Source organism: Streptosporangium jomthongense, assembly GCF_042650425.1.
Lineage (GTDB): Bacteria > Actinomycetota > Actinomycetes > Streptosporangiales > Streptosporangiaceae > Streptosporangium.
Window position 1 is genome coordinate 26,667 of the sequence record NZ_JBHSBC010000001.1, and the last position, 25,071, is coordinate 51,737.

Sequence of the window (25,071 nt, forward strand, 5' to 3'; positions counted from 1 at the left end):
GGTCGGCATACCGCTTCAGCCCTTACAAGAGAGAGTCCTCATGCGTGACATCCGAGTGGTCGGCGACCCGGTCCTGCGTACGCCGGCCGAGCCGGTCACCGAGTTCGACCGTGATCTGCGCCGTCTGATCGACGAGATGTTCGACACGATGTACGCCGCGCAGGGCGTCGGGCTCGCCGGTCCTCAGATCGGCGTCTCGAAGCGGATCTTCGTCTACGACTGCAGCAAGCGCAAGGGGCACGTGATCAACCCCGTGCTGACCGTCGACGACGACGCCGAGGTCCTCGAAGAGGAGGGCTGCCTGTCGATCCCCGGTAAGGACAGCGGCACCCCGATCTACGCCGGGACCCCCCGCGCCGCCGGAGTCACGGTGCGCGGCCTCGACCGGCTCGGCCGCCCGGTCCAGATCAAGGCCAGGGGCATGCTCGCGCGCTGCTTCCAGCACGAGACCGACCACCTCGACGGCATGCTGTACGTCGACCGCCTCGCCAAGGACGCCGCCCGCAAGGTCCTTCTCCAGGCTCGCTGAGCGCGCCCGCCCCTCAGGGGGAAGGCTCAGCGGAGGGGCGGCGGCGAAGGCGAAGGAGGGGCCAGGACATCAGGCCGAGCCCCGCGGCCAGCAGCAGGACGACCACGATCCACTCGTTGGAGCCGCCTTCGCCGTACACGTGGCCCTGGCGGCCTGTGTCGAACGCCCTGACGGTCTGGCCGGGGGTGAAGGTGTCGCGGTCACCTCCGTAGAAACCGACCTCCGGCCGGACGACCCGGCCGCCTCTGAACTCCCCCGTCCAGGTGCACTGCTCGTGGCCGGGGTGGGAGACACACTCGACCCGCCTGGCGGTGAAGGTGCCCCAGGTGCCCACCCCGCGCAGCGCCGCCAGGGCGGGACCGAGGTTCTGCGCGGCCAGCACCACCAGCAGCAGTCCTCCGGCGACGATCACCAGGTCGAAGGCGGTCAGACGTGTGGTGCCCAGTCTCATGCGGCGCCCTCCGGCAGAGGCGATGCCTTACGTGCAGGTCCTTACGAATCCTTCCGGAGGGTTTTACCCAGGATGTCCCTTGCTGACCGTCCGATACCGGACATCGGCCTACAGTTGGATCGCCTTGGTCTCCAGGAACTCCTCAAGCCCGGACTGGCCCAGTTCCCTGCCGATACCTGACTGCTTGTATCCCCCGAAGGGTGCGAGCGGGTTGAACCTGCCCCCGTTGACCGTCACCTGGCCCGCGCGCAGCCTGCGCGCGACCGAGAGCGCGTGCTTCTCCTCCCCCGCCCACACCGCGCCCGCCAGGCCGTACGGCGTGCCGTTGGCGATGGCGACGGCCTCGTCCTCGCCCCGGCTGTAGGGGACGATCACCAGGACCGGGCCGAAGATCTCCTCCTGCTCGATGACCATCCCGGGCTCGACACCGGCGAAGACCGTCGGCTCGACGTAGAAGCCCCGCTCACAGGGGTTGTCGGTGCCGCCCGTGACCAGCCTGGCACCCTCCTCCTCACCCCGGTTGATGTAGCGCACGACCCGCTCGCGCTGCGCGGCCGAGACCAGGGGACCGAGCCGGGTGCCCTCGTCGAAGGGGTCGCCCACGGTGTGGGCCTTGGCGATCTCGGCCGCCAGCCAGACGGCCTGGTCGTACTGGTCGCGGTGCACGATCATGCGGGTCCAGGCCGAGCAGGTCTGGCCGGAGTTGAGGAAGGCGTTGGCCACGGTCGCCTTGACCGCGGTCTCCAGGTCGGCGTCCGGCAGCACGACACTGGCCGACTTGCCGCCGAGTTCGAGGGTCACGCGCTTGACGGTCTCCGCGGCCAGGGCCGCGACCCTTCTGCCCGCCCTGGTCGAGCCGGTGAAGGAGACCATGTCCACGTCGGGATGGGTGACCAGTGCCTCACCGACGACCGGGCCCCGGCCGCTGAGCATGTTGAAGACCCCGCGCGGCAGCCCGACCTCGTCGAGGATCTCGGCCAGCGCGAACACGGCCAGCGGCGCGACCTCGCTGGGTTTGAGCACCACCGTGCATCCGGCGGCCAGGGCGGGGGCGACCTTGGCCACGGCCTGGTGCAGCGGGTAGTTCCACGGGGTGATGGCTCCGACGACCCCGGCGGGCTCTCTCAGGACAAGGGAGTTGCCGACCCTGCCGCCCTCGAAGTCGTAGCTCTCGGCCAGTCCGGCGTAGGAGGACAGCACCTCCGCGGGCAGGAGCGTCTGCACCCGCGTCGCGATGCCGTACGGGGTGCCCACGTCGGTGGCGATGACGCTCGCGATCCGGTCGGCGCGGTCCCGGATCAGGCCGGCCGCGGCGTTCAACAGGCGGGCCCGTTCCGCGGGAGCCGTGGCCGACCACGCGGGCAGGGCCTCACGGGCGGCGGCGACGGCGACCTCGACGTCGGCGGGGGAACCCGCGGGAACGCGGTCGATCGTCTCCTCGGTCGCGGGATTGACGACGTCGAACCCCTCGCCGGACGCCGACGGCCGCCATGCTCCGTTCAGGTACAGATGACGCATGTCTCTCATCCTCGCGCGAGTGGTGGCGGGACGAGGGCTCCACGGGCCGCGTCCGTCCGCCTTCGCGATGAGCGTACGGCCAGGCGCTCCCCCGAGTGGGGAATCCTTGAGATCCATGAGAACTCGTGACATCCGGGCGGCGCGCGTCCCGCCGGGCCGGGAGACGGCGGGACGCCGGACCGGCCGGGCTCAGTCGAAGATCGGAGGCCGGGTGCGGGAGCGCTTGAGCTCGAAGAAGCCGTCGATGCCCGCGACGAGCCTGACGCCGTCCCAGAGTTTGGCCGCCTCCTCGCCCTTCGGGGCCGGAGAGACGACCGGACCGAAGAAGGCGACGTCCCCGACGGCGATGACCGGGGTGCCTACCTCCTGGCCGACCCGGTTGATGCCGTCGTTGTGGGAGGCGCGCAGGATCTCGTCGAACTCCTCGGAGTCCATCGCGTCCGCGAAGGCCCGCTCAAGCCCGGCGGCCTCAAGGGCCTCCTCGACGGTCTCGCGGAGGCTGTCGAGTTCCTTGAGCCTGCCCTGGTTGTGCAGGCGTGTGCCGAGCTCGGTGTAGAGCCTGCCGACCGTCTCCGAGTCGTACTTGTCCTGCACGGCGGCGACCACGCGAACCGGGCCGATGGCCCTGGCGATCATCTCGCGGTAGGTCTCGGGGACGTCCTTGTCCTCGTTGAGGATGTTGAGGCTCATGATGTGCCAGCGCGGCTCGATGGGCCGCACCTTCTCCACCTCCAGCAGCCAGCGGGAGGTCATCCATGCGAAGGGGCAGAAGGGGTCGAACCAGAGGTCGACCGGAGTGCGCTCAGTCATCTCTCAGCTTTCTGATCGTGAGGGCTTCGCACAGCGACAACCCGCATCACCGAGTTTCCTATTCCTACGACGGGTTATCACCTTGACCGGCCCCTTTATCCCCGAACATGATCGACAGTCGACTCCCAGGCCGGCGGGGGCGACGATCCAGGGCCTCACGTGGCAGGATTCAGGCACCCCTTCGCAACGAAGCGGGGGAATTTGTTGACGAGGGAGCGGTAGTGGCAGGCAATCTGACCCGTGACGAGGCGCGGGAGCGCGCACGGCTGATCAGCGTGCAGTCGTATGTCGTGGAGCTCGATCTGACCGAGGGAGACGAACGCTTCGAAAGTATCACCACGGTTCGCTTCACCGGCACCCGTCCCGGCGCGGAAACCTTCATCGACCTGGCGGGGGCCAAGGTCAGGAAGGCCGTGCTGAACGGCGTCGAGCTCGACGTGGACACCTACGACCCGGAGACCGGACGGCTGCCGCTGCCGAACCTGGCCGAGAGCAACGAGCTGCGCGTCGACGCCGACTGCTCCTACATGCGCACCGGGGAGGGCCTGCACCGCTTCGTCGACCCGGTCGACGACAGCGTCTACCTGCACAGCCAGTTCGAGACGGCCGACGCACACCGGATGTACGCCTGCTTCGACCAGCCGGACCTCAAGGCCACCTTCGAGCTGACCGTGCTCGCCCCCTCCTCCTGGGAGGTGATCTCCAACGCGGCGCCCGAGTCGGCCGAGGAGCTCCAGGAGCACAGCGGCCGTCACGGCACACTCCAGGCCGCCAGGCGCTGGCACTTCCCGCCGACCCCGGCGATCTCCACCTACATCACCGCGCTGTGCGCCGGGCCGTACCACAAGGTGACCTCCGAGCACGACGGCATCCCGCTCGGCCTGTACTGCCGGGCCTCGCTCGCCGAGCACCTCGACGCCGACAACCTCTTCGAGGTCACCAGGCAGGGCTTCGACTTCTTCCACCGGGTCTTCGGCATCCGCTACCCCTTCGGCAAGTACGACCAGCTGTTCGTACCGGAGTTCAACGCGGGCGCGATGGAGAACGCGGGCTGCGTGACCTTCCTTGAGGACTACGTCTTCCGCTCGCGCGTCACCGACGCGATCATCGAGCGCCGTGCGGAGACGATCCTGCACGAGATGGCGCACATGTGGTTCGGCGACCTGGTGACCATGCGCTGGTGGGACGACCTGTGGCTGAACGAGTCGTTCGCCACCTACGCCTCGGTGCTGTGCCAGGCGGAGGCGACCCGCTGGGGCCAGGGCGCCTGGACGACGTTCGCCAACGTGGAGAAGGCCTGGGCCTACCGCCAGGACCAGCTGCCCTCGACGCACCCGATCGCCGCCGACATCGTCGACATGCACGCCGTCGAGGTCAACTTCGACGGCATCACCTACGCCAAGGGCGCCTCGGTGCTCAAGCAGCTCGTCGCCTACGTGGGCCTGGACAACTTCCTGGCCGGTGTCCGCGACTACTTCAACGAGCACGCCTGGGGCAACACGACGCTCGCCGACCTGCTCGGCGCGCTTGAGCGCACCTCGGGACGCGACCTGTCCTCCTGGTCGAAGGAGTGGCTGGAGACCTCCTGGGTCAACACGCTGCGTCCGTCGTTCACCACCGACGCCGAGGGGCGTTTCCTGGAGTTCGACGTGCTGCAGGAGGCCCCGGCCGACTACCCGACGCTGCGTTCGCACCGCGTCGCCATCGGCCTGTACTCCCTGCGGGAGGGCGCCCTGGTCCGCACCCGGCGGGTCGAGCTCGACGTGGTCGGCGCCCGCACCGCGGTCGCCGAGCTGGTCGGTGAGCTCCAGCCGGACCTGGTCCTGATCAACGACGACGACCTGACCTACGCGAAGGTCAGGCTCGACGGGCGTTCGCTGCAGACCCTGGTCGACGGCGGCATCGCCAGGTTCACCGAGTCGCTGCCGCGCGCCCTGTGCTGGTCGGCGGCATGGGACATGACCCGTGACGCCGAGATGTCCACCCGCGACTACGTCGCGCTGGTGAACTCGGGCATCGAGTCGGTCAAGGACATCACCGTCGCCCAGACGGTGCTGCGCCAGGCGCGTCTGGCCGTCCAGCAGTACGCCGACCCGTCCTGGCGTGAGGAGGGCCTGGCGTCGCTGGCCGCGCGCCTGCGCTCGCTCGTCGCCTCCGCCGAGCCCGGCTCCGACCACCAGCTCGCCTACGTCAACGCCCTGTCGGCCGTCGCCTCCAACGAGGAGGACCTGGCCTTCCTGAAGGGCCTGCTCGACGGCTCGGCCACCCTCGAAGGGCTGACCGTGGACGCCGACCTGCGCTGGACGCTGGTCCAGGCCCTGGTGTCCGCAGGCGTCCTCGGCGAGGAGGACATCGCGCGGGAGCTGCAGCGTGACGCGACCGCGACCGGTGAGCGCTCCGCGGCGCTGGCCAGGGCCGCGATCCCGACGCCCGAGGGCAAGGCCGCCGCGTGGGCCGCCATCACCGAGGGCGGGCTGAGCGGCGCCCTGCTGCGTTCGACGATCCTGGGCTTCGTGGACCCACGCCACCCGGACCTGCTCGACCCGTACGCGGAGCGCTACTTCGAGGAGATCGGCGGGATCTGGAAGTCCTGGACCTCCGACAGCGCCCAGAACTTCGCCAACGGCTGCTACCCCATCCTGGCGATCTCACCGGAGACGGTGGCCAGGACCCAGGACCTGATCTCGGAGAGCCAGCCTCCGCAGGCACTGCGACGGCTGCTGCTCGAGGGCGCCGACGGCATCAGCCGTGCCCTGCGCGCCCAGGCGAAGGACGCCTCCGCAGCCTGAGCGACCGGGTTCCGTGTGACGACCCGACGCCCCTCCTCCTCGTTCGATGAGGGGCGTCAGGTGTCAGGGCAGGATGTGGCTTCGCGTTTCGAGCAACGCCAGGTGCTCGGTCGTCACCAGGTCGTGCCGCAGCGCGAGGGACACCAGCGCGACGCGTCGCCAGTCGGGCCTCACCGGCCGCTCCGGCATCCTCACCTGGAGCTTCACCCTGGCGAGATAGTCGATGTGAAAGTTGACCGCGGAACGGCCCAGCCCGAGGTGGGCCAGCCGGATGATGATCTCCGGAATGGTCGGGACGACGCCGCAGAGCGGATCGCGCAGCCGTGGTTCACAGAGGGCGACCAGGATCAGGAAGTAGGTCGCGGTGGCGTCCAGCGGAACGGTCTGCGCCGTCTCCCGCTCGCGTCTGGGGGCGTCGGGACGGAGAAGGACGTGTTCGGGGGCGAACACCAGGAACGACGCCATACCTCCTGACGGGTCCCCGGACAGCCGTACCCTGCCCAGCTCGAAGGGGATCGGGGCGCGCATCCGTCCCGCGGGCACCCTGACGAACTCACCGTCCCCCTCCGGGGTGTCCACCACGTAGGTGGAGCGGCGGCTCAGGTTGGAGATCGTCCAGTAGTCGTCAACCGCGTCGATCCGTCCGGCGAGCCGGGAGACGGAAAGGTCGGGCAGCACCAGGTCGACCGCTCCCCTGCCGAAGGTGACATGCTCGCCGGGAGCGAGCTCCAGCACCTGCTCCCCCCTCTGGACGAGGATTCCTGAAAGCTTACGGATACTCACGGTGACGATCCTCGCGTACCCGGTGACCCTCCGCAGAGGAAAGGGGAGGAAAACGGGACCGCGAGCCGCGCCGCGAGATGCGCTGACACACGGTCATGGCATGGTAACGATGAGTGCATGGAAGTCCCCCCGACCATCGGCCGCTACCGCGTGGAGCGGTTCCTCGGCCAAGGCGCGTTCGCCACGGTGTGGCTCGCGCATGACGACGACCTGAGCGCTCCCGTCGCGGTGAAGGTGCTGGCCGCCCACTGGGCCGACCACCGGCGGATACGCAGGCGCTTCACCCAGGAGGCCCGGATGATCCGCAGGGCCGACTCCCCTCACGTGGTGCAGGTCCACGACGTCGGCGCGCTGCCCGACGGACGGCCGTTCTTCGTCATGGGCTACGCCGACCGCGGCACCCTGCGCGACCGCCTGGCCGTCGGCCCCGTGCCGTGGGCGGAGGCGGTCGAACAGGTGCTCCAGATCGCCGCGGGGGTGGCCGCGCTGCACGACAACGGCATCGTCCACCGTGACCTCAAGCCCGCCAACATCCTGGTCCGCTCCCTGCCCGCCGGCGGGGAGCGGCTGCTCGTCGCCGACCTCGGCATCGCGGGTGAGCTCGCCCAGACCTCCGGGCTCACGGTCGGCGGCGGCACCCCCGGCTACATGGCGCCCGAGCAGCTGCGGCCCGGCTCCCTCCCCGACGAACGCGCCGACGTGTACGGCCTGGCCGCGGTGGCCCACCACCTGTTCACCGGCGGGCCGCCCGGCGCGATGGCGGGCTCCTTCCCCGGCCCCGTCGGCGACGTCGTCGCCCGGGGACTCGCCGACGACCGCGCGCAGCGGTGGCCGAACGTCCGTTCCTTCGCCGCGGCGCTGGCCCGGGCCGCCCGTGAGGAGGCCTCCTCCCCGGGCGGCGAGACCGCGGACGGCACACGGGTGCGGGAACGCGCACGACGTGTCCCCTTCAGGCCGGGGTGGCGTCCACCGGTCGCGCTCGCCCTGGCCGCGGCCGCCGTGGCCGGAGGTGTCGCGCTGGCCCTGACCAGGGACGACCAGGACTACGGACGGTGGCTGCGGCCGGACGCCGACCTCCCGGGACGTTACCGCGCGGCCATCGTCGAGGCGGGCACCTGGTGCACCGGTGTCCCCGGCCTCAGCCCCGCGCTCGTCGCCGCGATGCTCAAGGCGGAGAGCGGCTTCGACCGTGACCTGGCCGACGCCACCGCCGGCGAGTACGGCATCGCCCGCTGGACACCCGACGTCCTGGCCGCCTACCTGCCGCCGAACTACTCGCGATCGCCCCTGGCCGGGGCGATGGACCCGGAGATCGCCATTCCCGCGATCGGCAGGTTCCTGTGCACGCTCGGCCCCCGGATACGGGACGTGCCCGGCGACCCCGCACTGAATCTGGCCGGTCTCTACCGCAGCTCGTCCGATGCCGTACGGCAGGCTGGAGGGGTGCCCGCACGGTGGCGTGAGCACGTCGCCAGGGTCGGCCTATATCTGAGGGCCTATCTGCCCCTGACGGGTTCCCGGTCACTGCCCCGTGGTCTGGTCGGCCGCCAAACGATGATAAGAATAGGCACTTCCTGGGAGGACGCCGAAAAGCCATATTTTGCGCAGTACGACATCGCCGTCGTTCACCGACCGTGAAAGGGTGATCAAGTGGAATCGGCCCGTGATCTGCTCGTATCCCTGGCCCGGAGGTACGCCTTCGCCGACGTCGGGGCACTCGCGGCGGACGTCGTGGCCGGGGCGGACGAGATCGAGGCGGTGTGCGAGTTCGGGCAGCGGCTCATGTCGCTGGACGCGGAGGACTTCGCCGCCGAGGCGCGGTCCGTGCCCGCGGACCTGAGGCGGCGGGCACGGGCGTGCACCATGCCGCAGACACCGAAGGAGCAGCCGCGCGGAGCGCTTGAGTCACTGCGCCCGGCCTACGCGCTGCTGCTCGAAGTGATCGCGATCCGGTGGCACAGGCGTGAACTGAGCCCGATGGTCGCCGCGCTGCACATCGCCAGCGAGTATCTCCCGCTGCTCGCCTTCGAACCGGTGCTCGGCAACGCCGGCGACCCGGCTCGCTGGCCGCCCGGGCTGGCCGCGCCGGGCAGTCGTTTCGGGGTCATCGGCGAACGCGAGTGCGACCACACCAAGGCCGAGCAGTCGGCGGCCAACCGGACCCTGCGGGTCGCCGGGGAGCCGGGGGAGGGCTGGCGGGCCTACTTCGACCGCCAGCACAGCCAGGTCGCGGGCGCGCTCGCCACCTGTGTCGCGACCTGCCGCACCCCGTGCTCCGCGATGGAATGGATCGAGCCCTCCCGCCGCGATGACCTGTCCACGCGGGCGAGGGTCGCGCTGACCTTCGCCGACACCCCCCTCGTACGGCTGCGCCACGCCGCCCCTGTCGGTCACGGGTTCGGCGTTCCCTCTCCCGAGGAGGTGCTCGACGCCTGGGAGCGCAGCCGTACGATCCTGGCCAAGAACGAGATCGGCAACGCCGCGACGGAGGACGACGGCTTCCCGCTCGCGGGCCTGCCCAGCCTGTTCTCCGCGATCGCCACCGCTCCGACGACTCCCTCGACGCTCCTGTCGGACATCAGCACCCACCTGGTACGGCTCCTGCGCTCCTGAAGGCCCTCAGGCGCCCAGGATGGCCTGGCCGACGGCGACGGCGAACAGGCAGCAGGCCGCGGCCACGAGGAACAGGAGCATCCCTCTGCGGATGTAGCGGTCCTTGGCCTGCGCCACGGCGCCGAGCCTCCTGATCCACAGCACCAGGTCGTCGGCGCCGGCCCGGGTGTCCTGGCCGCCCAGTCTCGCCCACAGCTCGGCGAGGGCCTCGTCGGAGAAGGCTCCGCGCGACCTGCCGCTCCGCGTCCGGTCCTCGTCCTCCTGCCGGACGGGCGGGCTCCAGGTGTGCAGACGGCCCGCGTACGAACGGCGGCGCTCGATGCTCCTGCCTGCGAGTCCCGAGCTGAGCGGATGCAACGCGCCGACGAGCATCACCGCGCCCATCGTGCAGAAGAACGCTCCCGTCCACCACAGCCACTCCACCTGGCCGGGCAGGACTCCCGGTTTCAGCATCCCCGCGACGACCGCGGCGAGGACGGCCGCGACCAGCAGCGCGACCGCCTTCCTGTTCTGCCCTCGGTTGTCCGCGCGCACCTCCGCCAGGACCTCGTCGAGATAGGAGAGCACCTCGTCCCTCTCCTGGGCCACCTCGCCCTCCCGCGGGACGCCTTGGGAATCACGCCCGATCTTCAGCACGCCCGCATTATCCGAGAACTCACCTGCGCCGGGAAGCCAGATCGGCGAGCATCCACATTCCTGTGACAAGTCCGCCGACGAGGTTGCCGCCACCGAAGGCCGTCGCCATCGAGACCGCGGCGACGCGGCACTCACCGTCGCCCAGTCTCAGCCTGGCGACGGGACCGGTGACCACCTCGACCGCCCTGGCGTCGGGGTCGACGAACACGAGCACGGCCGTGTCCGCCTCCTCCCCCAGCGCGGCGTGCAGCCGTTCGGAGAAGTGGCGGCGCGGCCCGAGCGCGGGGCCGAGGTAGACGGCGAAGCGCAGGCCGCTGCGGCGCTCCGCCACGCGCATCGCCTGCCGGATGTCACGGGCCTGCGTCGAGGTGAGGCCACCGACCGTCAGCATGTCCTCACTGTTTCCTCACCATGCCGCAGAAGCCCCTCCGACCCGTCTGCCCGGCTCGGAGACCCGGGCCAGGGCCACCCAGTCGACTTCGGGGGCGAGGTTCGCAGACGGCACGGGGTCGACCAGGACCTGGCCCGAGGAGAGCGCCTCCCGCTCGCTGCGGAACGGACCGCCGAACCACACCGCGGCCGCCGAGGTGCCCCTGATCGCGCTCGCGCGCATCCTGCCGGGAAGCAGGACAAAGGCACTGATGATCAGGAACAGGCCGCCGGAGGCACCGAACAGGAGCTCCATGACCTGGATCGTGTCCACAGGTCCACGGTAGATCCACGCCGCCGACCCGTCGAGTCCTGTCCGTGACCTCGCCGCTCACGGCCCTCACATGGCGTCCAGGTGACGTCCTGCGGCTTCCGGCGTTCTCGGGGCCCGGGAACGCCGGGAACGGTAAGATCACGTAGCGGACGACGCCTTCTCGCGAACGACCTGGGTTCTCTAGAGAGAAACAACAGACATACCCGGTTCGGATAAACGTCATGCGAAAGGCGAAGGCCACAAAAGTATGAGAAACGCAATACTAGGCACCCACATAGGCGTCAGCTACGGTGAGTCACGTGGATTCCGGTCAGGCACCAGAAGACGGTAACACTACGTCACCCATTTGGGTCGGCGACCGCACGGCCGACGACAGGCCGCCGTCTCGACCCGCCACACCCGCGTCCGAGTACGCGCCCGTCGAGCGCACCTCACTGCGCGTCCTGCTCGACGACCCCCGCTACGGCCATCTCAGACGACGTGTCCTGGTCGCGGTCGCCTCGGGCGTCGTCGGAGGCATCCTCTTCTCCGACATACGGCTGGGCGTCACCTGCGCGATCATCGGCGCGATCGTCGACACCGTACTGCGGGCCCGCACCCACTCGACCGTGCCCGCCTGGCGCCGCGGCTCGGTCGCGGAGCGTCAGACCGAGGCGCAGCTCAAAAGGATGGAGCGGGGCGGCTACCGAAGCCTGCACGCCCGCGCGATCCCCGAGAGCGAGGCCCAGATCGACCACCTGGTGGTCGGCCCGACGGGGGTCTACGCCGTCGACTCGGAGAAATGGGACAAGCGCCTTCCGGTCCGCGTCCAGTCGCACCGCAAGCTGTTCCACGGCCCCTTCAACCAGAAGCCCCGTCTCGACGAGGCGCGCTGGGAGGCCTCCAGAGCCTCTGAGCTGATCGGCGAGGCGCTCGGCCACGAGGTGACGATCATTCCGTCCCTCGCGATCTACGGCCCGGCGATCCCGTGGAAGGTCCTCACGGTGCGTGATGTGGACGTCTTCGACGGCGGCCGTGTCCGTAAGTGGATCACCAAGCGCGAGCGGTCGCTCACCGACGCCGAGATCGACGAGATCTACGAGGCCGCCGAGCGGGTCCTGCCCGCCCGTTACCCCGAGCCCTGACCCCTTCTCACCGTTCCTCCACGCGCCCCGGGACTCCTCCCTGCCGAGGTCCCGGGGTTCGTGTCTCGCGCCGTGGACGCCCGTCTCACGCACCGGGCGATGGCCGTACCATTTGAGGACACGGTTTCGATGATGGGAGAAGCCTCATGCCCGCCCTCAGGTCTCGTACGGTCACGCACGGCAGGAACATGGCCGGTGCCCGGGCCCTGCTCCGGGCGACGGGCGTAGCCGGGGGCGACTTCGGCAAACCCATCATCGCGGTGGCCAACAGCTTCACCCAGTTCGTCCCGGGCCACGTCCACCTGCGCGAGGTCGGCGACGTGGTCGCGGGCGCGATCAGGGAGGCGGGCGCGATCCCGCGTGAGTTCAACACCATCGCGGTCGACGACGGCATCGCGATGGGCCACGGCGGCATGCTCTACTCGCTGCCCAGCCGCGAGCTGATCGCCGACGCCGTCGAGTACATGGTCAACGCGCACTGCGCCGACGCGCTGATCTGCGTCTCCAACTGCGACAAGATCACCCCGGGCATGCTCCTGGCCGCCTTCAGGCTCAACATCCCCACGGTCTTCGTCTCCGGTGGGCCGATGGAGGCCGGCAAGACCCCGGGCCGCAAGCTCGACCTGATCGACCCGATGATCGCCTCCGCCGACGACGCCGTCTCCGACGCCGAGCTGCTGGAGATGGAGGAGAACGCCTGCCCGACCTGCGGTTCGTGCAGCGGGATGTTCACCGCCAACTCGATGAACTGCCTCACCGAGGCCATCGGCCTGGCACTGCCCGGCAACGGCACGATTCTGGCCACCCACAAGGCGCGCAAGAAGCTCTACCAGGACGCCGGTCGGCAGCTGGTCGAGATCACCCGCCGTTACTACGAGCAGGACGACGAGTCGGTCCTGCCGCGCAGCATCGCCACCAAGGAGGCGTTCGAGAACGCCATGGCCCTCGACGTGGCCATGGGCGGCTCGACCAACACGATCCTGCACATCCTGGCCGCGGCCCGCGAGGCTCGCGTCGACTTCGGCCTCAAGGAGATCAACGAGATCTCGCTGCGGGTGCCGTGCCTGTGCAAGGTCGCCCCCGCGACCGCGAAGTACCACGTCGAGGACGTCCACCGCGCGGGCGGCATCCCGGCCATCCTCGGCGAGCTCGACCGGGCGGGCCTGATCCACCGCGAAACGCATACCGTCAACGGCGGCACCATCGGCGACTACATCGACGCCTGGGACCCCTGCTCGGCGGGTGTGCTGCCCGAGGCGACCGAGCTGTGGCACGCGGCCCCCGGCAACGTCCGCACCGTCAAGCCCTACTCGCAGGAGGCCCGCTGGGACTCCCTCGACCTCGACCGGTCCGAGGGCTGTGTGCGCGACTCCGAGCACGCCTACACCCGTGACGGCGGTCTGGCCGTCCTGTACGGCAACATCGCCACCGAGGGCTGCATCGTCAAGACGGCCGGGGTCGACGAGGAGATCTGGCGCTTCTCCGGGCCCGCCGTGGTGTTCGAGTCCCAGGACGACGCGGTCGAGGGCATCCTGAACAACCGGGTCAAGCCCGGCGACGTCGTGGTCATCCGCTACGAGGGCCCCAAGGGCGGCCCCGGCATGCAGGAGATGCTCTACCCGACCTCCTTCCTCAAGGGAAAGGGCCTGGGCAAGGCCTGCGCGCTGATCACCGACGGCCGTTTCTCCGGCGGCACGAGCGGGCTGTCCATCGGGCACGCCTCCCCCGAGGCCGCGGAGGGCGGCACCATCGCCCTGGTCGAGGACGGCGACATCGTGGAGATCGACATCCCGGGCCGGTCGATCGAGCTGAAGGTCGCCGAGGAGGAGCTCGCGACCAGGCGTGAGCGGCTGCTGGCCGAGCTGGGCGGCTATCGCCCCCGTGACCGGCACCGTCCGGTCAGCGCGGCTCTGCAGGCCTACGCCGCGCTGACCACCTCGGCCTCGACCGGCGCCTCAAGGGACCTGTCCCAGCTGTCACGATGACGACCGTCTCCTCGGGGGGTACGGCTGGGCCGTGTCTCCCGAGGGAAGGCCGCTGTATCCGACAGGCAGTTCGAAAATTGTCGGTGGCGGAGCATACCATGTGACCATGGCCAACGTCATGAAGCCCGCACGCAGCCCGTTGACGACCGCCGAGATCGCCGCCCTCGCCCTGTCCCTGGCCCATCTGGGCTCCGACCCGCAGGCAACCGCCGCCCGCAGCGGCCTGCGTCACGCGTTCGAGCACATGGAGATCGACGACGAGGTCGTCTCCACCACCCTGGCTACCCTGACCGAGCCGATGCCCGACCCTGTCGCCGACCGGGCCAGGACCATCGCCAACGCCATCACCTCCCACCTGGTCGTCCGGCTCCACTACCGTGACGTCTCCGGGCGGGTGACGGTGCGCGACGTCGATCCCGTGACGTGCATGGTGCACCGCGACTACTGGTATCTCGTGGGCATGTGCCGCATGCGCGGCGCGATCCGCGCCTTCAGGTTCGACCGGATCGTGGCCACCGAGCCGACCTTCATCCCCGCCCGCCCGCACAGGGCCGGTGACTTCCTGCCCTTCCAGGGCAGGCGCGCCGTCCAGCGGGGCCGCGAGGCTGCCTGACCCCACGGCCCCACGGCGACACCGGCGTGGTGGGCGGCGAAGCGGCTAGCCGCCGCAGCAACCGCCCCCACAGCACCCGCCGCCGCCACCGGCCGGGCGGGGCGCCGTGACGCCTGAGCCACCCGTCACGGCGACCGTGGACAGCAGCTTGACGGTGTCGTCGTGGCCCTGAGGGCAGAGCGCGGGCTCGCCGGAACGGGCCATCGGGCGGGAGATCTCGAAGGTCGATCCGCAGGCGCGGCAGCGGAAGTCGTAACGCGGCATGGCACCAGGTTACTCAGCCTCGGACCGTACGGGCACGGCCGTACGGTCGTGAGGAGATCACGGCACGAGCCCGTCCGGGAAGGGCGGGGCGTCCCGAGCGCGTCTCGTCCCCACCCCGGGACACGGCCGTCGGTCAGCCGAAGACGATGGAGGCGTAGTCGGCCACGGGCCGGTAGCCGATCGTCCGATAGATCGAGTTGGACACGGGGTTGGACAGGTCGGTGAACAGCAGCACCTCTGCCGCCCCCCACTCCCGTGCCCTGGCCGTGACGGCATGGGATACCGCGGTGCCGTACCCCCTGCCGCGTTCTCCGGGAGGGGTGTAGACCGGGCCGACCCGCGAGACGCCCCCGATCGGCACCGAGGCGCCCGCGTAGGCCACCGGCCGCCCCTCCACCTCCCACAGGAGGATCTCCCGCCTGCCGACCCGCCCGGCGAGCACGGCCGCGAGACCGCCGGACGAATGGCCGCCCGCCTCCCGCTGGAAGGCCTGTCCCCAGGCGACCAGCAGTTCGAGGTCCTGGGTACCCGCCGTACGAGGGGCACCCCGAGGGTGGACAGGCGGCGGGGTGAGCGTGTCCAGGCGGTAGAGACGTTCGGAGCGTCGCGTCCTCTCCGGACGCCACCAGGCCGCGGCGAACACCTCGGCGAGGGCGACGCCGCCCCGGACGCCGAGGACGGGACGTTCGGCCTCGATGAGCGCGGTGGCCAGTTCGCGGACGGTCTCGGCCGGCATGTCGGCGAGCATCAGGAGCTGGGGAGGGGCGTGCAGGGCCGCGGCCACGATCTCACCCCCGGGATCCGCCGCCCATCCCATGAGCGGGTCCTCACTCCACAACCCCTCACGCAGCGCGCGCAGCATCGTGAGCTGGATCGTGTTGCGCACCGGCTCACGCAACAACCACTGCTCCGCCGCCCCGGCGTACACCTCTGGATCGGAGGTGAAGGTCCATCTCATGCACCCGATTGTGCAGACACGGACTCCGCCGGGGCGAACGGGTATCGCGGCGTGGACCGTCAGGCGGCGCTTTCCTCCAGGTAGGGCGCCCACTGGGGGTCTCCGACGTTGTGCGCGCCGATCAGACGCCAGTGGACGCCCCGTGGGACCACGGGGGCGACGTCCAGCGTCCAGCCCAGCTCCTCCAGCATGCGATCCGCCTTACGGTGGTTGCACGGCGTGCAGGAGGCGACGCAGTTCTCCCAGGTGTGGGTTCCTCCCCTCGACCGCGGGATCACGTGGTCGATGGTCTCGGCCCGCTGTCCGCAGTAGGCGCACCGGTAGTCGTCCCGGCGCATCAGCGCGGTCCTGGTCAGCGGAATCCGCGACCGGTAGGGAATGCGCACGTAGCGGCGCAGCCTGATCACCGACGGCACGTCGAGCGTGCGGGTCGCCGAGCGGACGACCGCGCCCCGCCCGTCGCGGTGCACGACATCCGCCTTCTCCCTGAGCACCAGCACGACCGCGCGGTGCAGGGAGAGGGTGGTCAGGGGTTCGTAGGTTGCGTTCAGCAGCAGGACTTGGCGCATCAGCGTGCCTTCCCCGCCGCGCGACGCTTCGTCTGAGTCTGAGGGGGCACGCAGGCGCGTACCCCGATTGGCGGCCCCTCCTGGGGCCCGGATGCTTCCGTCACAGGGACCTCCGCCGGACGGCCCAGCGGATGGTCACCACGGCACCGTCCTCCACCAAGTTTGGCTTCTGCATCGTCATTTCCGCCACCCATAAATGACAGGAGAGACGCCTGGTACGTTTTATGCCCGCATTACCAGTTTTTACTCCTCGATCCGAAGATCGACGTCACGGCCCCTCCAAGATCGAATACGCCCCTCGCGCAATGGCTTCGACCAGCCTTCCCGAGGTCGTAGGGTTCCTGCCATGACCCGACAGCCATATCCACCAGCAGGCCGTGACGACCTCGTCGAAGAGCTCCACGGCGTCCCCGTCGCCGACCCCTATCGATGGCTGGAGGACCCGGACAGTCCGGCGACCGAGGAGTGGCTGGCCGCGCAGGAGAAGCTCTTCTCCGCCGAGCTCGGGGCGCTCACCGGCCGCGACCGGCTCAGGGCGCGGGTCGCCGAGCTGCTCAGGTCGGGCTCGATCGGCGCTCCGGCCTGGCGCGGCGAGCGACGTTTCTTCATGCGGCGTACCCCCGACCAGGAGCACGCCGTCCTCTACACCGTCGACCCCGGCGGAACCGAGCGCGCGCTGCTCGACCCGACGGCGCTCGACCCGAGTGGGCTCACCACGCTCGACTCATGGCAGCCCGACAAGGAGGGCAGGCTGCTCGCCTACCAGGTCTCGGTCGGCGGTGACGAGGAGTCCACCCTCTACCTGCTCGACGTCGCCTCGGGCGAGCGGGTAGAGGGGCCGATCGACCGGTGCCGTTACTCCCCGATCGCCTGGTTGCCCGGCGGCAAGGCGTTCTACTACGTACGCAGGCTGCCCGCGACCGAGGTGCCCGAGGGGGAGGAGCAGTTCCACCGCCGCGTCTACCTGCACCGGGTCGGCACCTCGACCGAGGATGACGTGCTGATCTTCGGCAAGGACATGGAGAAGACCAACTACTACGGTGTCGCGGTCTCCCGCGACGGCCGCTGGTTGCAGATCTCCGCCTCCAGGGGTACGGCGCCGCGCAACGACCTGTGGATCGCCGACCTCGCCGCCTCCGCACCGGACTCTCCCGACCTGGTCGTCGTCCAGGAGGGGCTCGACGCCCAGACCGCGCTGCACTTCGGCCGCGACGGCAGGCTCTACGTCTTCACCGACCTGGACGCCCCCCGGGCGCGCATCTGCGTCGCCGACCCGGCCCTGCCCCAGCCCGAGCACTGGCGTGACCTGATCCCGCAGGACGACGAGGCCGTGCTGTCGGACTTCTCGATCCTCGACGACCTTGACCGCCCGGTCATGCTCGCGGGCTGGACCCGCCACGCGATCAGCGAGATCTCCGTGCACGACCTGGTGACGGGTGAGCGCGTCGGCCGGGTGCCGACGCCGGGGCTGGGCACGATCGGCGCCATCTCCGAGCGGCCGGAGGGGGGTCACGAGGCCTGGTTCGTCTACACCGACAACACCACCCCGCCGAGCATCCAGCGCTACGACGCACGCACCGGGGAGACCACCCTGTGGGCCGCCTCCCCCGGTGCCGTCGAGGTGCCCGCCGTCAACACCGAGCAGGTGGTCTACCGCTCGGTGGACGGCTCCGAGGTCCACATGCTGGTGATCACCAAGCCGGGCGTCGAGGGTCCGCGCCCCACCATCCTGTACGGCTACGGCGGCTTCGGCATCTCGATGACCCCGGGCTACTCGGCGTCGATCCTGACCTGGGTCGAGGCGGGCGGCGCCTACGCCATCGCCCAGCTGCGCGGTGGTGGCGAGCAGGGCGAGGAGTGGCACAGGGCCGGCATGCTCGCCAACAAGCAGAACGTCTTCGACGACCTGCACTCGGCGGCCGAGCACCTGATCGCCACCGGGATCACCAGCCCGGAGCAGCTGGCCATCTCCGGGGGCTCGAACGGCGGCCTCCTGGTCGGCGCTGCCCTCACCCAGCGCCCCGAGCTGTACGCCGCGGTCGTCTGCTCGGCTCCGCTGCTGGACATGATCCGTTACGAGCTGTTCGGCCTGGGCGCGACGTGGAACGTCGAGTACGGCTCCGCCGCGAAGGCCGAGGAGTTCGCCTGGCTGAACGCCTACTCGCCCTACCACCACGTCCGTGAGGGCGTCTCCTACCCGGCGACGCTGTTCACGGTCTTCCAGTCCGACACCCGGGTCCACCCGCTGCACGCCTGGAAGATGTGTGCCGCCCTGCAGCACGCCCAGGCCTCGGACCGGCCGATTCTGCTGCGCAACGAGGCCGAGACGGGTCACGGGGCGCGGGCGGTCAGCAAGACCGTCGAGCTCGCGGCCGACCAGCTCACCTTCCTCGCCCACCACACGGGCCTGGCCGTCTGACGGCCCACCGCGCGGGGCCGCCGTCGGGAACGGCCCCGCGCGGGCACGTCAGCGAGGGAAGACGATGGTCTTGTGCCCGTCGAGCAGGACACGCTGCTCGGTGTGCCACCGTACGGCGCGGGCCAGGACCTGGCACTCGACGTCGCGGCCGATGGCGGCCAGGTCCTCCGGCGAGTGGGTGTGGTTGACCCGGGCGACCTCCTGCTCGATGATCGGGCCCTCGTCGAGGTCCGCGGTCACGTAGTGGGCGGTCGCACCGATCAGCTTCACCCCGCGCGAGTGCGCCTGGTGGTACGGCTTGGCGCCCTTGAACGACGGCAGGAACGAGTGGTGGATGTTGATCACGTTCCCGGCCAGCTTGACGCACAGGTCCTCGGACAGCACCTGCATGTAGCGCGCGAGCACCACAAGGTCGGCCTGGTAGTGCTCGACCAGGGCGAGGATCTCCGCCTCCTGCCTGGACTTGGTGTCCGGGGTGACCGGCAGGTGGTGATAGTCGACGCCGTACGACTGGGTCAGCGGGCGCAGGTCCGGGTGGTTGGAGACCACGCCGACCATGTCGATGTCGAGCAGGCCTGAGCGCGTCCGATAGAGCAGGTCGTTGAGGCAGTGGCCGAACTTGCTCACCAGCACCAGCACCCGCTGCCTGACCGCGGTGTCGCGCAGTTTGAAGTCCATGCCGAAGTCGGGGGCCAGAGCGGCGAAGGCCTCGCGCAGGGCCGCGTCGGACAGCGGCGAGGAGAACTGCACCCGCATGAAGAACCGCTGGGAGACGGGGTCTCCGAACTGCTGGCTCTCGATGATGTTGCACTCCCGCCCGGCCAGGAGGCCGGAGACGGCGGCCACCACCCCGGGACGGTCCGGACACGACAGCGTCAGGACGAACTGGGCCTCGGAGCCCCCGTTCAGCCGATGGTGGCCCGCGCCGGGCCCTGTGACTCGCTCGCTCATGACTTCACTCTCGAAGGGGTCGGATCGTACGGTGCCACAACACCGACCTGGGCAGAGTACAGCGCGTCACCCACACCCGCCCGCGCACGCCGCCCGGTGCCGCGCGGTGCCACCGATGGGCCGTGCTGGTAGCGTCCGGAATCCATGAACGACCCTGAGGTGAGCGACCGCCCCGCGACCCGGGTGGTCTGCGTGGCGGGCGACGGGCGGGTGCTCCTGCTGCACTGGCACGACCCGGTCGCGGGCAGGACCCTGTGGGAGCCACCCGGCGGCGGTATCGAGCCGGGGGAGACGCCGCTGGAAGCCGCCCGGCGGGAACTGGCCGAGGAGACCGGCCTGCCGGGTACGGCGGTGCTCGACCGGTGGCTGCCGGTGCCCAGGGAGCTCGACTGGCTCGGTGTCCGCTATGTGCGGACCGAACGGTTCTATCTGGCGAGGTTCGACCACACACCCCGGGTCGTCCCCGAGGCGTTCACCGCGGAGGAGAACGACACCTATCTGGGCCACGGCTGGTTCTCACTTGAGGCGATGGCCGCGCTTCCCGACGCCCTCGAGCCCCCGGCGCTGCCCGAGATCGTCTCCCGGCTGGTGTGACCCACGTGCCCAGCGGCGATGAGCGACTTCTTGGAAACCGGGAAACGACGCCGGACCCTCGGGGGATTTCACGGACGCCCCACTGGAACAGGCTTCAACAAAGTCCCCGCGAGGGAGTAAACAGCAATTATCCCGACATTTCACCGAATAATAACTAAAAGCGGTAAACCGTGTTATTCAGTTGAGACGGCCGTGGAAGAAATCAGCGGGTCCTTCTCCATGTAGACCACGGTGTGCTCACCGCGTCCCTCGCGGCGGATCTCACGCCAGCCGTGTTTTCGATAGAGGTGGATCGCGGCGGGCTGGTTCAGTGTGGTGTCCCCGCGAAGCCGGGCGTATCCCAGCCCGATCGCGCGGCTTTCCAGTTCTGCGACCATCCGGTCGCCGAACCCGCGCCGCTGGAACTCGGGGTGGACCCGCAGACGGCACATCTCCCCCGAGGCGTCATCGACTCTGCGCAGAGCGCCCATCGCCATGACTCGCCCCTCGACGGCCTCTCCGACCAGGAACTCTCCCCCGTCGGCGAGGTAGATCTCCTCGATCCGTGGAAGGTCGTCGTCGTAGTAGACCCCGTCACCGGGGAAGAGGCCGACCTGGGCGAGGCAGACCTGGTGCAGTGCCCGGACGGAGTCGAGGTCGGACCGGCGATAACGCCGGATCCTCACACCTCCTCCTCGATCGGGTCCGGCAGGGCCGCCTCGCGCAGCATCTCCAGATAGAGCTTCAGCTCGGGGTTGTCCGGATTCTTGCCCTCGACGTCTCTGGCCACCTCGTGGGCCCGCTGCATGAGGATGTCGGGTTTGAACCCCTCCCCCAGGCCGGCGAGCGCGGCCTTGGCGATGTTCAGCGCCTCACCGACGTCTCCTTCGAGGAGCTTGCACTTGGCCCGGTCGAACTTGATGAGCGTCGGATCGAGCCAGTCGCCGGGGCCGTACTTGGTGAGGGCCTGTTCCAGGATGAGGTCGGCCTCCATGGGCTGCCCCAGTTTGACCAGGGCGTCTCCCTGGTGGAAGTAGAGCTGCCGCTCGGTGTATCCGAAGGCCGCGTCCTCCTGCTCGGCCGCCCCCATCTGGGAGAAGGCCGCTCTGGCCCGTGCCAGTGCCCGCTTGGCCTGGTCGACCACGTCCTTCTTGCCCGCGTTCGACATCATCGCCAGCGCGCGGGCCTCGACGACGGGTGCCATGGCCTGGGCCGCGCACGGTGTCTGCCCGGCCAGATCGCGGCTCTTCCTGGCGAGGTTGAGCGCCTCGCGCGGATCGCCGTAGTAGAGCGGCACCAGGGCCTCCCTGGCGATGACCCAGGCCCGCAGCGCGCGGTCACCGGTGTCGTCCGCGGCGATCCTGCCCGTCCTGAAGAAGGAGCGGGCCATTCTCTGGTCACCAAGGTTGATCATGATCATGCCGCTGAGGCCGGCGAGCTGGGCCGCCATCCGGCACAGCCGTTCCTGCAGGTCGACCGGTTGGCGGTGCTCCATGGCCTTGCGCACGGCGCTGAACTCCAGCAGAACGTCACACAGCAGACGTAACGGCGGGGTGTTCATGTACTGGCGGCCGAAGCCGACGGTGGACTCCTCCCACTGGTCCAGCATCGCGGGTGAGACGGTGCCCGAGACCAGGGTCTCGTCCATCCTCCGCCGGATGTTCTCCACCGCTCCGAGCACCTGCCCGTCGAGGCCGACGGCGGTGCCGCCCGCCAGAATCCTCAAGAGCGTTCTCCGCAACACGTTCTCGTCCTCCTCGCTCCCGTCCGCGGAGGGGCCGCCGCCGATCTGCCGGATCAACGACTCACGCGGACCAGGGGAAGTGTCGGGTCTTCCATCCTGGAGATCACTCCGGACGGCACCCGGCATCCTGTGGCCGTGGCCACAGATGCAGGGCCCCTCGTAGCCGAGGGAGGGGGGCTCGACCCGGTATGCGGAACACAGGTAGTGGAGGTATTCGGGCCCGGGACGCTTCAGACCGCTCTCGTAGGCGGACAGAAGCGTCTCCCCGATCCCCGGAGCGGCCTTGCCGTCGCGCTCGAACAGCGCCCGTATCTGTTCGATCACGTCGGCCAGAGCGACACCGTGTGCGAGACGATGAGCCTTGATGCGGGTGGTCCCGAACTGCTGACCACACTTGTCGTGGATCTCTTCGGCGATCTGGGCCGGGTTATGCCCCGTTGCGAGGCCCCTGGCGCGGATTCGCCGCGCTAACTCCGTCTCCCTGTGCTGCCTGCCGGACATACCGGCCCCTCTCTCGCGGCCAGCTGGGCTGGTTGGCACGCTTGTCCCGACCGGTCCTCTCCCCGTAGACCCAGTGTGATTCGGGTATCGCACTGCGCCTAGAGAGAATAATGGACCACCGTTGCCCCACCCGGAACGCGCGAATGAGGCCACCGGCTAAGGATCGTCCTCTGATGGACTGTTTCTTTCAACCTCCTTGGCAGAATGCGCATCCCGATCTTGGCTAACCCGGCATTGACCCATCGGACTCGGTGAGTCATCTTTGGCCAACCAGCGTCGATTCGCGTAACCGACCAAACACGGTTCGATGACGAATCGGCTGAATCCAAGAGGAGGAACGAGGTGGGGGAAGACGGCTTCGGGCACCTGGAGCGGTTGGTGTCAGAACTTGACGCTCGCGGGTTTCACGCCCGGGTGGTACGGACCCATACGGGCCGCGCCTTCGTCCGCGTGATCAACCCGAACGCGACCAGCCTGGCGGAGAACGTCACCTGCCGCGCGCAGACCGCCCACAGCCACCGCGACTGGTACTACTGGTGGTCCTGGGGGGAGCGGATGCACACGGCCCAGGACCCTGCCGGCGCGGCGACCAAGGTCGCCCGAGTGCTCGCCGCGGTGGGGGAGTGAACTAGGCGGCGAACCGGATGGGATCGCAGCCATCCGGTCCGTCGTACCCGTCGCGGCGCGGCGGAGCCGGTGGGGCGCCCGGTGCGGAGCGTCCTCGGGACGCTGGGTTCCCCACCGGCTTCGAGAACGAGGTCAATCTGTCGTGGGCGCCCCGCGGGGCGGCCGACACGACGACAAGCCGCCGTCCGGACGAAACTCCGGACGGGGATCGGAGGGATTCCTCCCGGAACGGCACGGGACACGCTTCCGGGTGCGTGCCCCGCGCCGGGCCGTTCGTCACCGGACTGTCCGGACCAGCCTCCAGGGCCTGGATCCGGTGTTCCCGTCCTCCCCGGCGTGATGTGACGACGGCCGGTTCGCTCGGCAATATAGGTAGGTCACGTGACTTGCCCCCATTTGCCAGACGAACCGATCCGGGAGGGATCTTCTCCGTGTTCCTGCTCGTCCCCTCACCCACCCCCACCGTGACACCGTCCCCCACACCGTCACCGTCGAGCCTGCCCGGCCTGGAGGACCTCACGAACATGGGAGCGGCCTTAGTGAACGGTGCGTGCGGACGTGACGGCGGGATAATCTGCGAACTCGCGCAGACCGTGCTGCCTCCGGCGTGGGCCCCCTTCGTCGCGAGCGTGCTCGCGACACTGATCGCCATCGTGCTGATCACCGCCGTCGCGCTGATCCTGCGCAAGGTGGCGGTCCGCCTGATCACCGGAATCGTGCAGCGGGCCTCCTCCGGCAGGCCGACCCTGGCGGGACGGCTACGGGGCAAGGATCCCGCCCCCCTCGAAGGCCTGGACGCCATCATGGCCGAGCGGCGCAGGCAACGGGCCGAGACCATGGGGTCCGTGCTCAACTCGACCGCCTCGGTCATCATCCTGGGCACCGCCGCCCTGACCATCCTCGAACGGCTCTCCGTCCCCATCGCCCCCGTGCTGACCAGCGTCGGAATCCTGGGCGTCGCGATCGGCTTCGGAGCCCAGGAACTGGTCAAGGACTTCATCGCCGGCATGTTCATGCTCCTTGAGGACCAGTACGGCGTCGGCGACGTGATCGACGCCGGTGCCGCGTCCGGGACCGTCGAGGCCGTCACCCTGCGCATCACCAGGCTGCGCGACGCCGACGGCCGGGTCTGGTACGTCCGCAACGGCACCATCACCCGCGTCGGCAACGAGTCCCAGGGGTGGTCCCGTGCCACGGTCGACGTGCCGGTCGCCTACACCGCCGACATCCCCGTGGTCCGCGACCTGCTCAGGAAGGTCGTCGAGGAGATCTGGAACGACCCCGACTACCGCGACTCCGTCGTCGTCGAGGAGCCGCAGGTCTGGGGGATCGAGCAGATCTCCGGCACGGCGGTCGTCTTCCGGGTCAACGCCAAGACCATCCCCTCACACCAGAGCGAGATCGCGCGGGAGCTGCGTATCCGCATCAAGTCGGCGCTCGACCAGGCTTCCATCCCCATAGCGAACGTCGCTTAGGCTTGGGGGCGTGTCCGCCAACCCCGAGGAACCCCAGTCCTTCTACGACGCCGTCGGTGGCGAGGAGACCTTCCGGCTCCTCGTCCACCGTTTCTACGAGGGCGTCGTCAAAGACCCCCTGCTCTGGCCGCTCTACCCCCAGGACGATCTCGCCGGGGCCGAGGAGCGGCTGCAGCTCTTCCTGATGCAGTACTGGGGCGGTCCGACCACCTACAGCCAGCAGCGTGGGCACCCGCGCCTACGCATGCGGCACAACCCGTTCGTCATCCGCTCCGCCGAGCGTGACGCGTGGCTGAAGCACATGCACGACGCGGTCATCTCCCTGGAGTTGCCCGAGGAGCTGGAGAAGCGCCTGTGGGACTACCTCGTCTACGCCGCGCACAGCATGGTCAACGCCCCTGACGCATAAACCCCGCCGGGCAGGGGCAGCCCATGC

Annotated in this window: 25 protein-coding genes; 12 read left to right on the forward strand and 13 right to left on the reverse strand. The window is 69.7% G+C overall.

All coding sequences use genetic code 11. The annotated features are described in order from the left end of the window. The first annotated feature begins 40 nt into the window (after nt 1-40). The gene (gene def, locus ACFOYY_RS00155) at nt 41-529 is read left to right on the forward strand and encodes a peptide deformylase (protein WP_352010701.1); all 489 of its coding nucleotides are present in this window, start codon (nt 41-43) and stop codon (nt 527-529) included. A 13-nt stretch (nt 530-542) separates the two neighbouring features. Here def and ACFOYY_RS00160 read toward each other — a convergent pair whose 3' ends face one another. From ACFOYY_RS00160 to ACFOYY_RS00170, 3 genes are all read right to left on the reverse strand, one after another. Beyond that, nucleotides 543-980 carry a hypothetical protein gene (locus tag ACFOYY_RS00160; RefSeq protein ID WP_362773354.1) on the reverse strand — a complete coding sequence of 146 codons (438 nt, stop codon included), beginning with the start codon at nt 978-980 and terminating at the stop codon, nt 543-545. Nucleotides 981-1,088: 108 nt separating this feature from the next. Continuing rightward, entirely contained in the window at nt 1,089-2,498 is a 1,410-nt protein-coding gene (locus ACFOYY_RS00165; RefSeq protein WP_352010699.1) for an aldehyde dehydrogenase family protein, read from the reverse strand. Between the two features lie 189 nt (nt 2,499-2,687). Then, on the reverse strand, nt 2,688-3,308 hold the full coding sequence (locus tag ACFOYY_RS00170) for a mycothiol-dependent nitroreductase Rv2466c family protein (RefSeq protein WP_352010698.1): 621 nt from the start codon (nt 3,306-3,308) through the stop codon (nt 2,688-2,690). A 221-nt stretch (nt 3,309-3,529) separates the two neighbouring features. Between ACFOYY_RS00170 and pepN the strand changes: the two genes are divergently transcribed. Continuing rightward, the gene (pepN, locus tag ACFOYY_RS00175; RefSeq protein WP_352010697.1) at nt 3,530-6,097 is read left to right on the forward strand and encodes an aminopeptidase N; all 2,568 of its coding nucleotides are present in this window, start codon (nt 3,530-3,532) and stop codon (nt 6,095-6,097) included. A gap of 63 nt (nt 6,098-6,160) precedes the next feature. Here the strand turns inward: pepN and ACFOYY_RS00180 are convergent, their stop codons facing one another. Next, a complete protein-coding gene (locus ACFOYY_RS00180; RefSeq protein WP_352010696.1) occupies nt 6,161-6,880 on the reverse strand; it encodes a winged helix-turn-helix domain-containing protein in 720 nt (239 codons plus the stop codon). 117 nt (nt 6,881-6,997) lie between these two features. Here ACFOYY_RS00180 and ACFOYY_RS00185 point away from each other — a divergent pair, with 117 nt between their 5' ends. Next, the gene (locus ACFOYY_RS00185; protein ID WP_386186679.1) at nt 6,998-8,518 is read left to right on the forward strand and encodes a serine/threonine-protein kinase; all 1,521 of its coding nucleotides are present in this window, start codon (nt 6,998-7,000) and stop codon (nt 8,516-8,518) included. A gap of 12 nt (nt 8,519-8,530) precedes the next feature. After that, nucleotides 8,531-9,493 (forward strand): hypothetical protein, encoded by a 963-nt coding sequence (locus tag ACFOYY_RS00190; protein ID WP_362908952.1) that lies wholly within the window; start codon nt 8,531-8,533, stop codon nt 9,491-9,493. Nucleotides 9,494-9,499: 6 nt separating this feature from the next. On the opposite strand, the gene ACFOYY_RS00195 is transcribed toward ACFOYY_RS00190, so the two are convergent. Genes ACFOYY_RS00195 through ACFOYY_RS00205 form a run of 3 tightly spaced genes read right to left on the reverse strand, consistent with a single transcriptional unit; the run spans nt 9,500 to nt 10,832 of the window. Further along, nucleotides 9,500-10,129, reverse strand: a complete 630-nt coding sequence (locus tag ACFOYY_RS00195; RefSeq protein ID WP_386186681.1) for a hypothetical protein — start codon at nt 10,127-10,129, stop codon at nt 9,500-9,502. A gap of 19 nt (nt 10,130-10,148) precedes the next feature. Then, entirely contained in the window at nt 10,149-10,520 is a 372-nt protein-coding gene (locus tag ACFOYY_RS00200) for a DUF5130 family protein (protein ID WP_352010692.1), read from the reverse strand. Between the two features lie 15 nt (nt 10,521-10,535). Next, the gene (locus ACFOYY_RS00205) at nt 10,536-10,832 is read right to left on the reverse strand and encodes a hypothetical protein (protein WP_352010691.1); all 297 of its coding nucleotides are present in this window, start codon (nt 10,830-10,832) and stop codon (nt 10,536-10,538) included. Between the two features lie 299 nt (nt 10,833-11,131). Here ACFOYY_RS00205 and ACFOYY_RS00210 point away from each other — a divergent pair, with 299 nt between their 5' ends. From ACFOYY_RS00210 to ACFOYY_RS00220, 3 genes are all read left to right on the forward strand, one after another. Further along, nucleotides 11,132-11,956: a nuclease-related domain-containing protein gene (locus ACFOYY_RS00210; RefSeq protein WP_352010690.1), complete on the forward strand. Its 825-nt coding sequence runs from the start codon at nt 11,132-11,134 to the stop codon at nt 11,954-11,956. A gap of 146 nt (nt 11,957-12,102) precedes the next feature. Beyond that, entirely contained in the window at nt 12,103-13,941 is a 1,839-nt protein-coding gene (gene ilvD / locus ACFOYY_RS00215; protein ID WP_352010689.1) for a dihydroxy-acid dehydratase, read from the forward strand. A gap of 106 nt (nt 13,942-14,047) precedes the next feature. Continuing rightward, complete coding sequence (locus ACFOYY_RS00220; RefSeq protein WP_352010688.1) at nt 14,048-14,554, forward strand: helix-turn-helix transcriptional regulator; 507 nt, start codon at nt 14,048-14,050, stop codon at nt 14,552-14,554. 45 nt (nt 14,555-14,599) lie between these two features. Here ACFOYY_RS00220 and ACFOYY_RS00225 read toward each other — a convergent pair whose 3' ends face one another. From ACFOYY_RS00225 to ACFOYY_RS00235, 3 genes are all read right to left on the reverse strand, one after another. Then, nucleotides 14,600-14,818 (reverse strand): FmdB family zinc ribbon protein, encoded by a 219-nt coding sequence (locus ACFOYY_RS00225; protein WP_386186686.1) that lies wholly within the window; start codon nt 14,816-14,818, stop codon nt 14,600-14,602. A 133-nt stretch (nt 14,819-14,951) separates the two neighbouring features. Then, nucleotides 14,952-15,776, reverse strand: coding sequence for a GNAT family N-acetyltransferase (locus ACFOYY_RS00230; RefSeq protein ID WP_386186688.1), 825 nt, complete (start codon nt 15,774-15,776; stop codon nt 14,952-14,954). Between the two features lie 59 nt (nt 15,777-15,835). Continuing rightward, nucleotides 15,836-16,345: an HNH endonuclease gene (locus ACFOYY_RS00235; protein WP_352010685.1), complete on the reverse strand. Its 510-nt coding sequence runs from the start codon at nt 16,343-16,345 to the stop codon at nt 15,836-15,838. Between the two features lie 346 nt (nt 16,346-16,691). Here ACFOYY_RS00235 and ACFOYY_RS00240 point away from each other — a divergent pair, with 346 nt between their 5' ends. Next, entirely contained in the window at nt 16,692-18,764 is a 2,073-nt protein-coding gene (locus ACFOYY_RS00240; RefSeq protein ID WP_386186690.1) for a prolyl oligopeptidase family serine peptidase, read from the forward strand. 48 nt (nt 18,765-18,812) lie between these two features. Here ACFOYY_RS00240 and purU read toward each other — a convergent pair whose 3' ends face one another. Further along, nucleotides 18,813-19,715: a formyltetrahydrofolate deformylase gene (gene purU / locus ACFOYY_RS00245; protein WP_386186693.1), complete on the reverse strand. Its 903-nt coding sequence runs from the start codon at nt 19,713-19,715 to the stop codon at nt 18,813-18,815. Nucleotides 19,716-19,859: 144 nt separating this feature from the next. Here purU and ACFOYY_RS00250 point away from each other — a divergent pair, with 144 nt between their 5' ends. After that, complete coding sequence (locus tag ACFOYY_RS00250) at nt 19,860-20,309, forward strand: NUDIX hydrolase (RefSeq protein WP_386186696.1); 450 nt, start codon at nt 19,860-19,862, stop codon at nt 20,307-20,309. Between the two features lie 173 nt (nt 20,310-20,482). Here ACFOYY_RS00250 and ACFOYY_RS00255 read toward each other — a convergent pair whose 3' ends face one another. Then, complete coding sequence (locus ACFOYY_RS00255) at nt 20,483-20,974, reverse strand: GNAT family N-acetyltransferase (RefSeq protein WP_352010681.1); 492 nt, start codon at nt 20,972-20,974, stop codon at nt 20,483-20,485. Further along, the gene (locus tag ACFOYY_RS00260; protein ID WP_362773383.1) at nt 20,971-22,533 is read right to left on the reverse strand and encodes an XRE family transcriptional regulator; all 1,563 of its coding nucleotides are present in this window, start codon (nt 22,531-22,533) and stop codon (nt 20,971-20,973) included. Before ACFOYY_RS00260 ends, ACFOYY_RS00255 begins: the two co-directional genes overlap by 4 nt. Nucleotides 22,534-22,983: 450 nt before the next feature. Here ACFOYY_RS00260 and ACFOYY_RS00265 point away from each other — a divergent pair, with 450 nt between their 5' ends. The 3 genes from ACFOYY_RS00265 (at nt 22,984) to ACFOYY_RS00275 (ending at nt 25,044) form a co-directional block, all read left to right on the forward strand. Beyond that, nucleotides 22,984-23,160, forward strand: a complete 177-nt coding sequence (locus tag ACFOYY_RS00265; RefSeq protein WP_352010679.1) for a hypothetical protein — start codon at nt 22,984-22,986, stop codon at nt 23,158-23,160. 431 nt (nt 23,161-23,591) lie between these two features. Continuing rightward, nucleotides 23,592-24,635, forward strand: coding sequence for a mechanosensitive ion channel family protein (locus ACFOYY_RS00270; protein WP_352010678.1), 1,044 nt, complete (start codon nt 23,592-23,594; stop codon nt 24,633-24,635). A 10-nt stretch (nt 24,636-24,645) separates the two neighbouring features. Continuing rightward, complete coding sequence (locus ACFOYY_RS00275) at nt 24,646-25,044, forward strand: globin (protein ID WP_362773388.1); 399 nt, start codon at nt 24,646-24,648, stop codon at nt 25,042-25,044. The last annotated feature ends 27 nt before the right edge of the window (nt 25,045-25,071 follow it).

What these genes read in the sequence shown, in the direction of transcription:
- ACFOYY_RS00165 (WP_352010699.1), bottom strand. Translation starts at nt 2,498, where the DNA reads ATGCGTCATCTGTACCTGAACGGAGCATGGCGGCCGTCGGCGTCCGGC.
- ACFOYY_RS00225 (WP_386186686.1), bottom strand. Translation starts at nt 14,818, where the DNA reads ATGCCGCGTTACGACTTCCGCTGCCGCGCCTGCGGATCGACCTTCGAG.
- ACFOYY_RS00235 (WP_352010685.1), bottom strand. Translation starts at nt 16,345, where the DNA reads ATGCGCCAAGTCCTGCTGCTGAACGCAACCTACGAACCCCTGACCACC.
- ACFOYY_RS00220 (WP_352010688.1), top strand. Translation starts at nt 14,048, where the DNA reads ATGGCCAACGTCATGAAGCCCGCACGCAGCCCGTTGACGACCGCCGAG.
- ACFOYY_RS00185 (WP_386186679.1), top strand. Translation starts at nt 6,998, where the DNA reads ATGGAAGTCCCCCCGACCATCGGCCGCTACCGCGTGGAGCGGTTCCTC.
- ACFOYY_RS00160 (WP_362773354.1), bottom strand. Translation starts at nt 980, where the DNA reads ATGAGACTGGGCACCACACGTCTGACCGCCTTCGACCTGGTGATCGTC.
- def (WP_352010701.1), top strand. Translation starts at nt 41, where the DNA reads ATGCGTGACATCCGAGTGGTCGGCGACCCGGTCCTGCGTACGCCGGCC.
- ilvD (WP_352010689.1), top strand. Translation starts at nt 12,103, where the DNA reads ATGCCCGCCCTCAGGTCTCGTACGGTCACGCACGGCAGGAACATGGCC.
- ACFOYY_RS00200 (WP_352010692.1), bottom strand. Translation starts at nt 10,520, where the DNA reads ATGCTGACGGTCGGTGGCCTCACCTCGACGCAGGCCCGTGACATCCGG.
- purU (WP_386186693.1), bottom strand. Translation starts at nt 19,715, where the DNA reads ATGAGCGAGCGAGTCACAGGGCCCGGCGCGGGCCACCATCGGCTGAAC.
- ACFOYY_RS00230 (WP_386186688.1), bottom strand. Translation starts at nt 15,776, where the DNA reads ATGAGATGGACCTTCACCTCCGATCCAGAGGTGTACGCCGGGGCGGCG.
- ACFOYY_RS00170 (WP_352010698.1), bottom strand. Translation starts at nt 3,308, where the DNA reads ATGACTGAGCGCACTCCGGTCGACCTCTGGTTCGACCCCTTCTGCCCC.
- ACFOYY_RS00250 (WP_386186696.1), top strand. Translation starts at nt 19,860, where the DNA reads ATGAACGACCCTGAGGTGAGCGACCGCCCCGCGACCCGGGTGGTCTGC.
- ACFOYY_RS00240 (WP_386186690.1), top strand. Translation starts at nt 16,692, where the DNA reads ATGACCCGACAGCCATATCCACCAGCAGGCCGTGACGACCTCGTCGAA.
- ACFOYY_RS00260 (WP_362773383.1), bottom strand. Translation starts at nt 22,533, where the DNA reads ATGTCCGGCAGGCAGCACAGGGAGACGGAGTTAGCGCGGCGAATCCGC.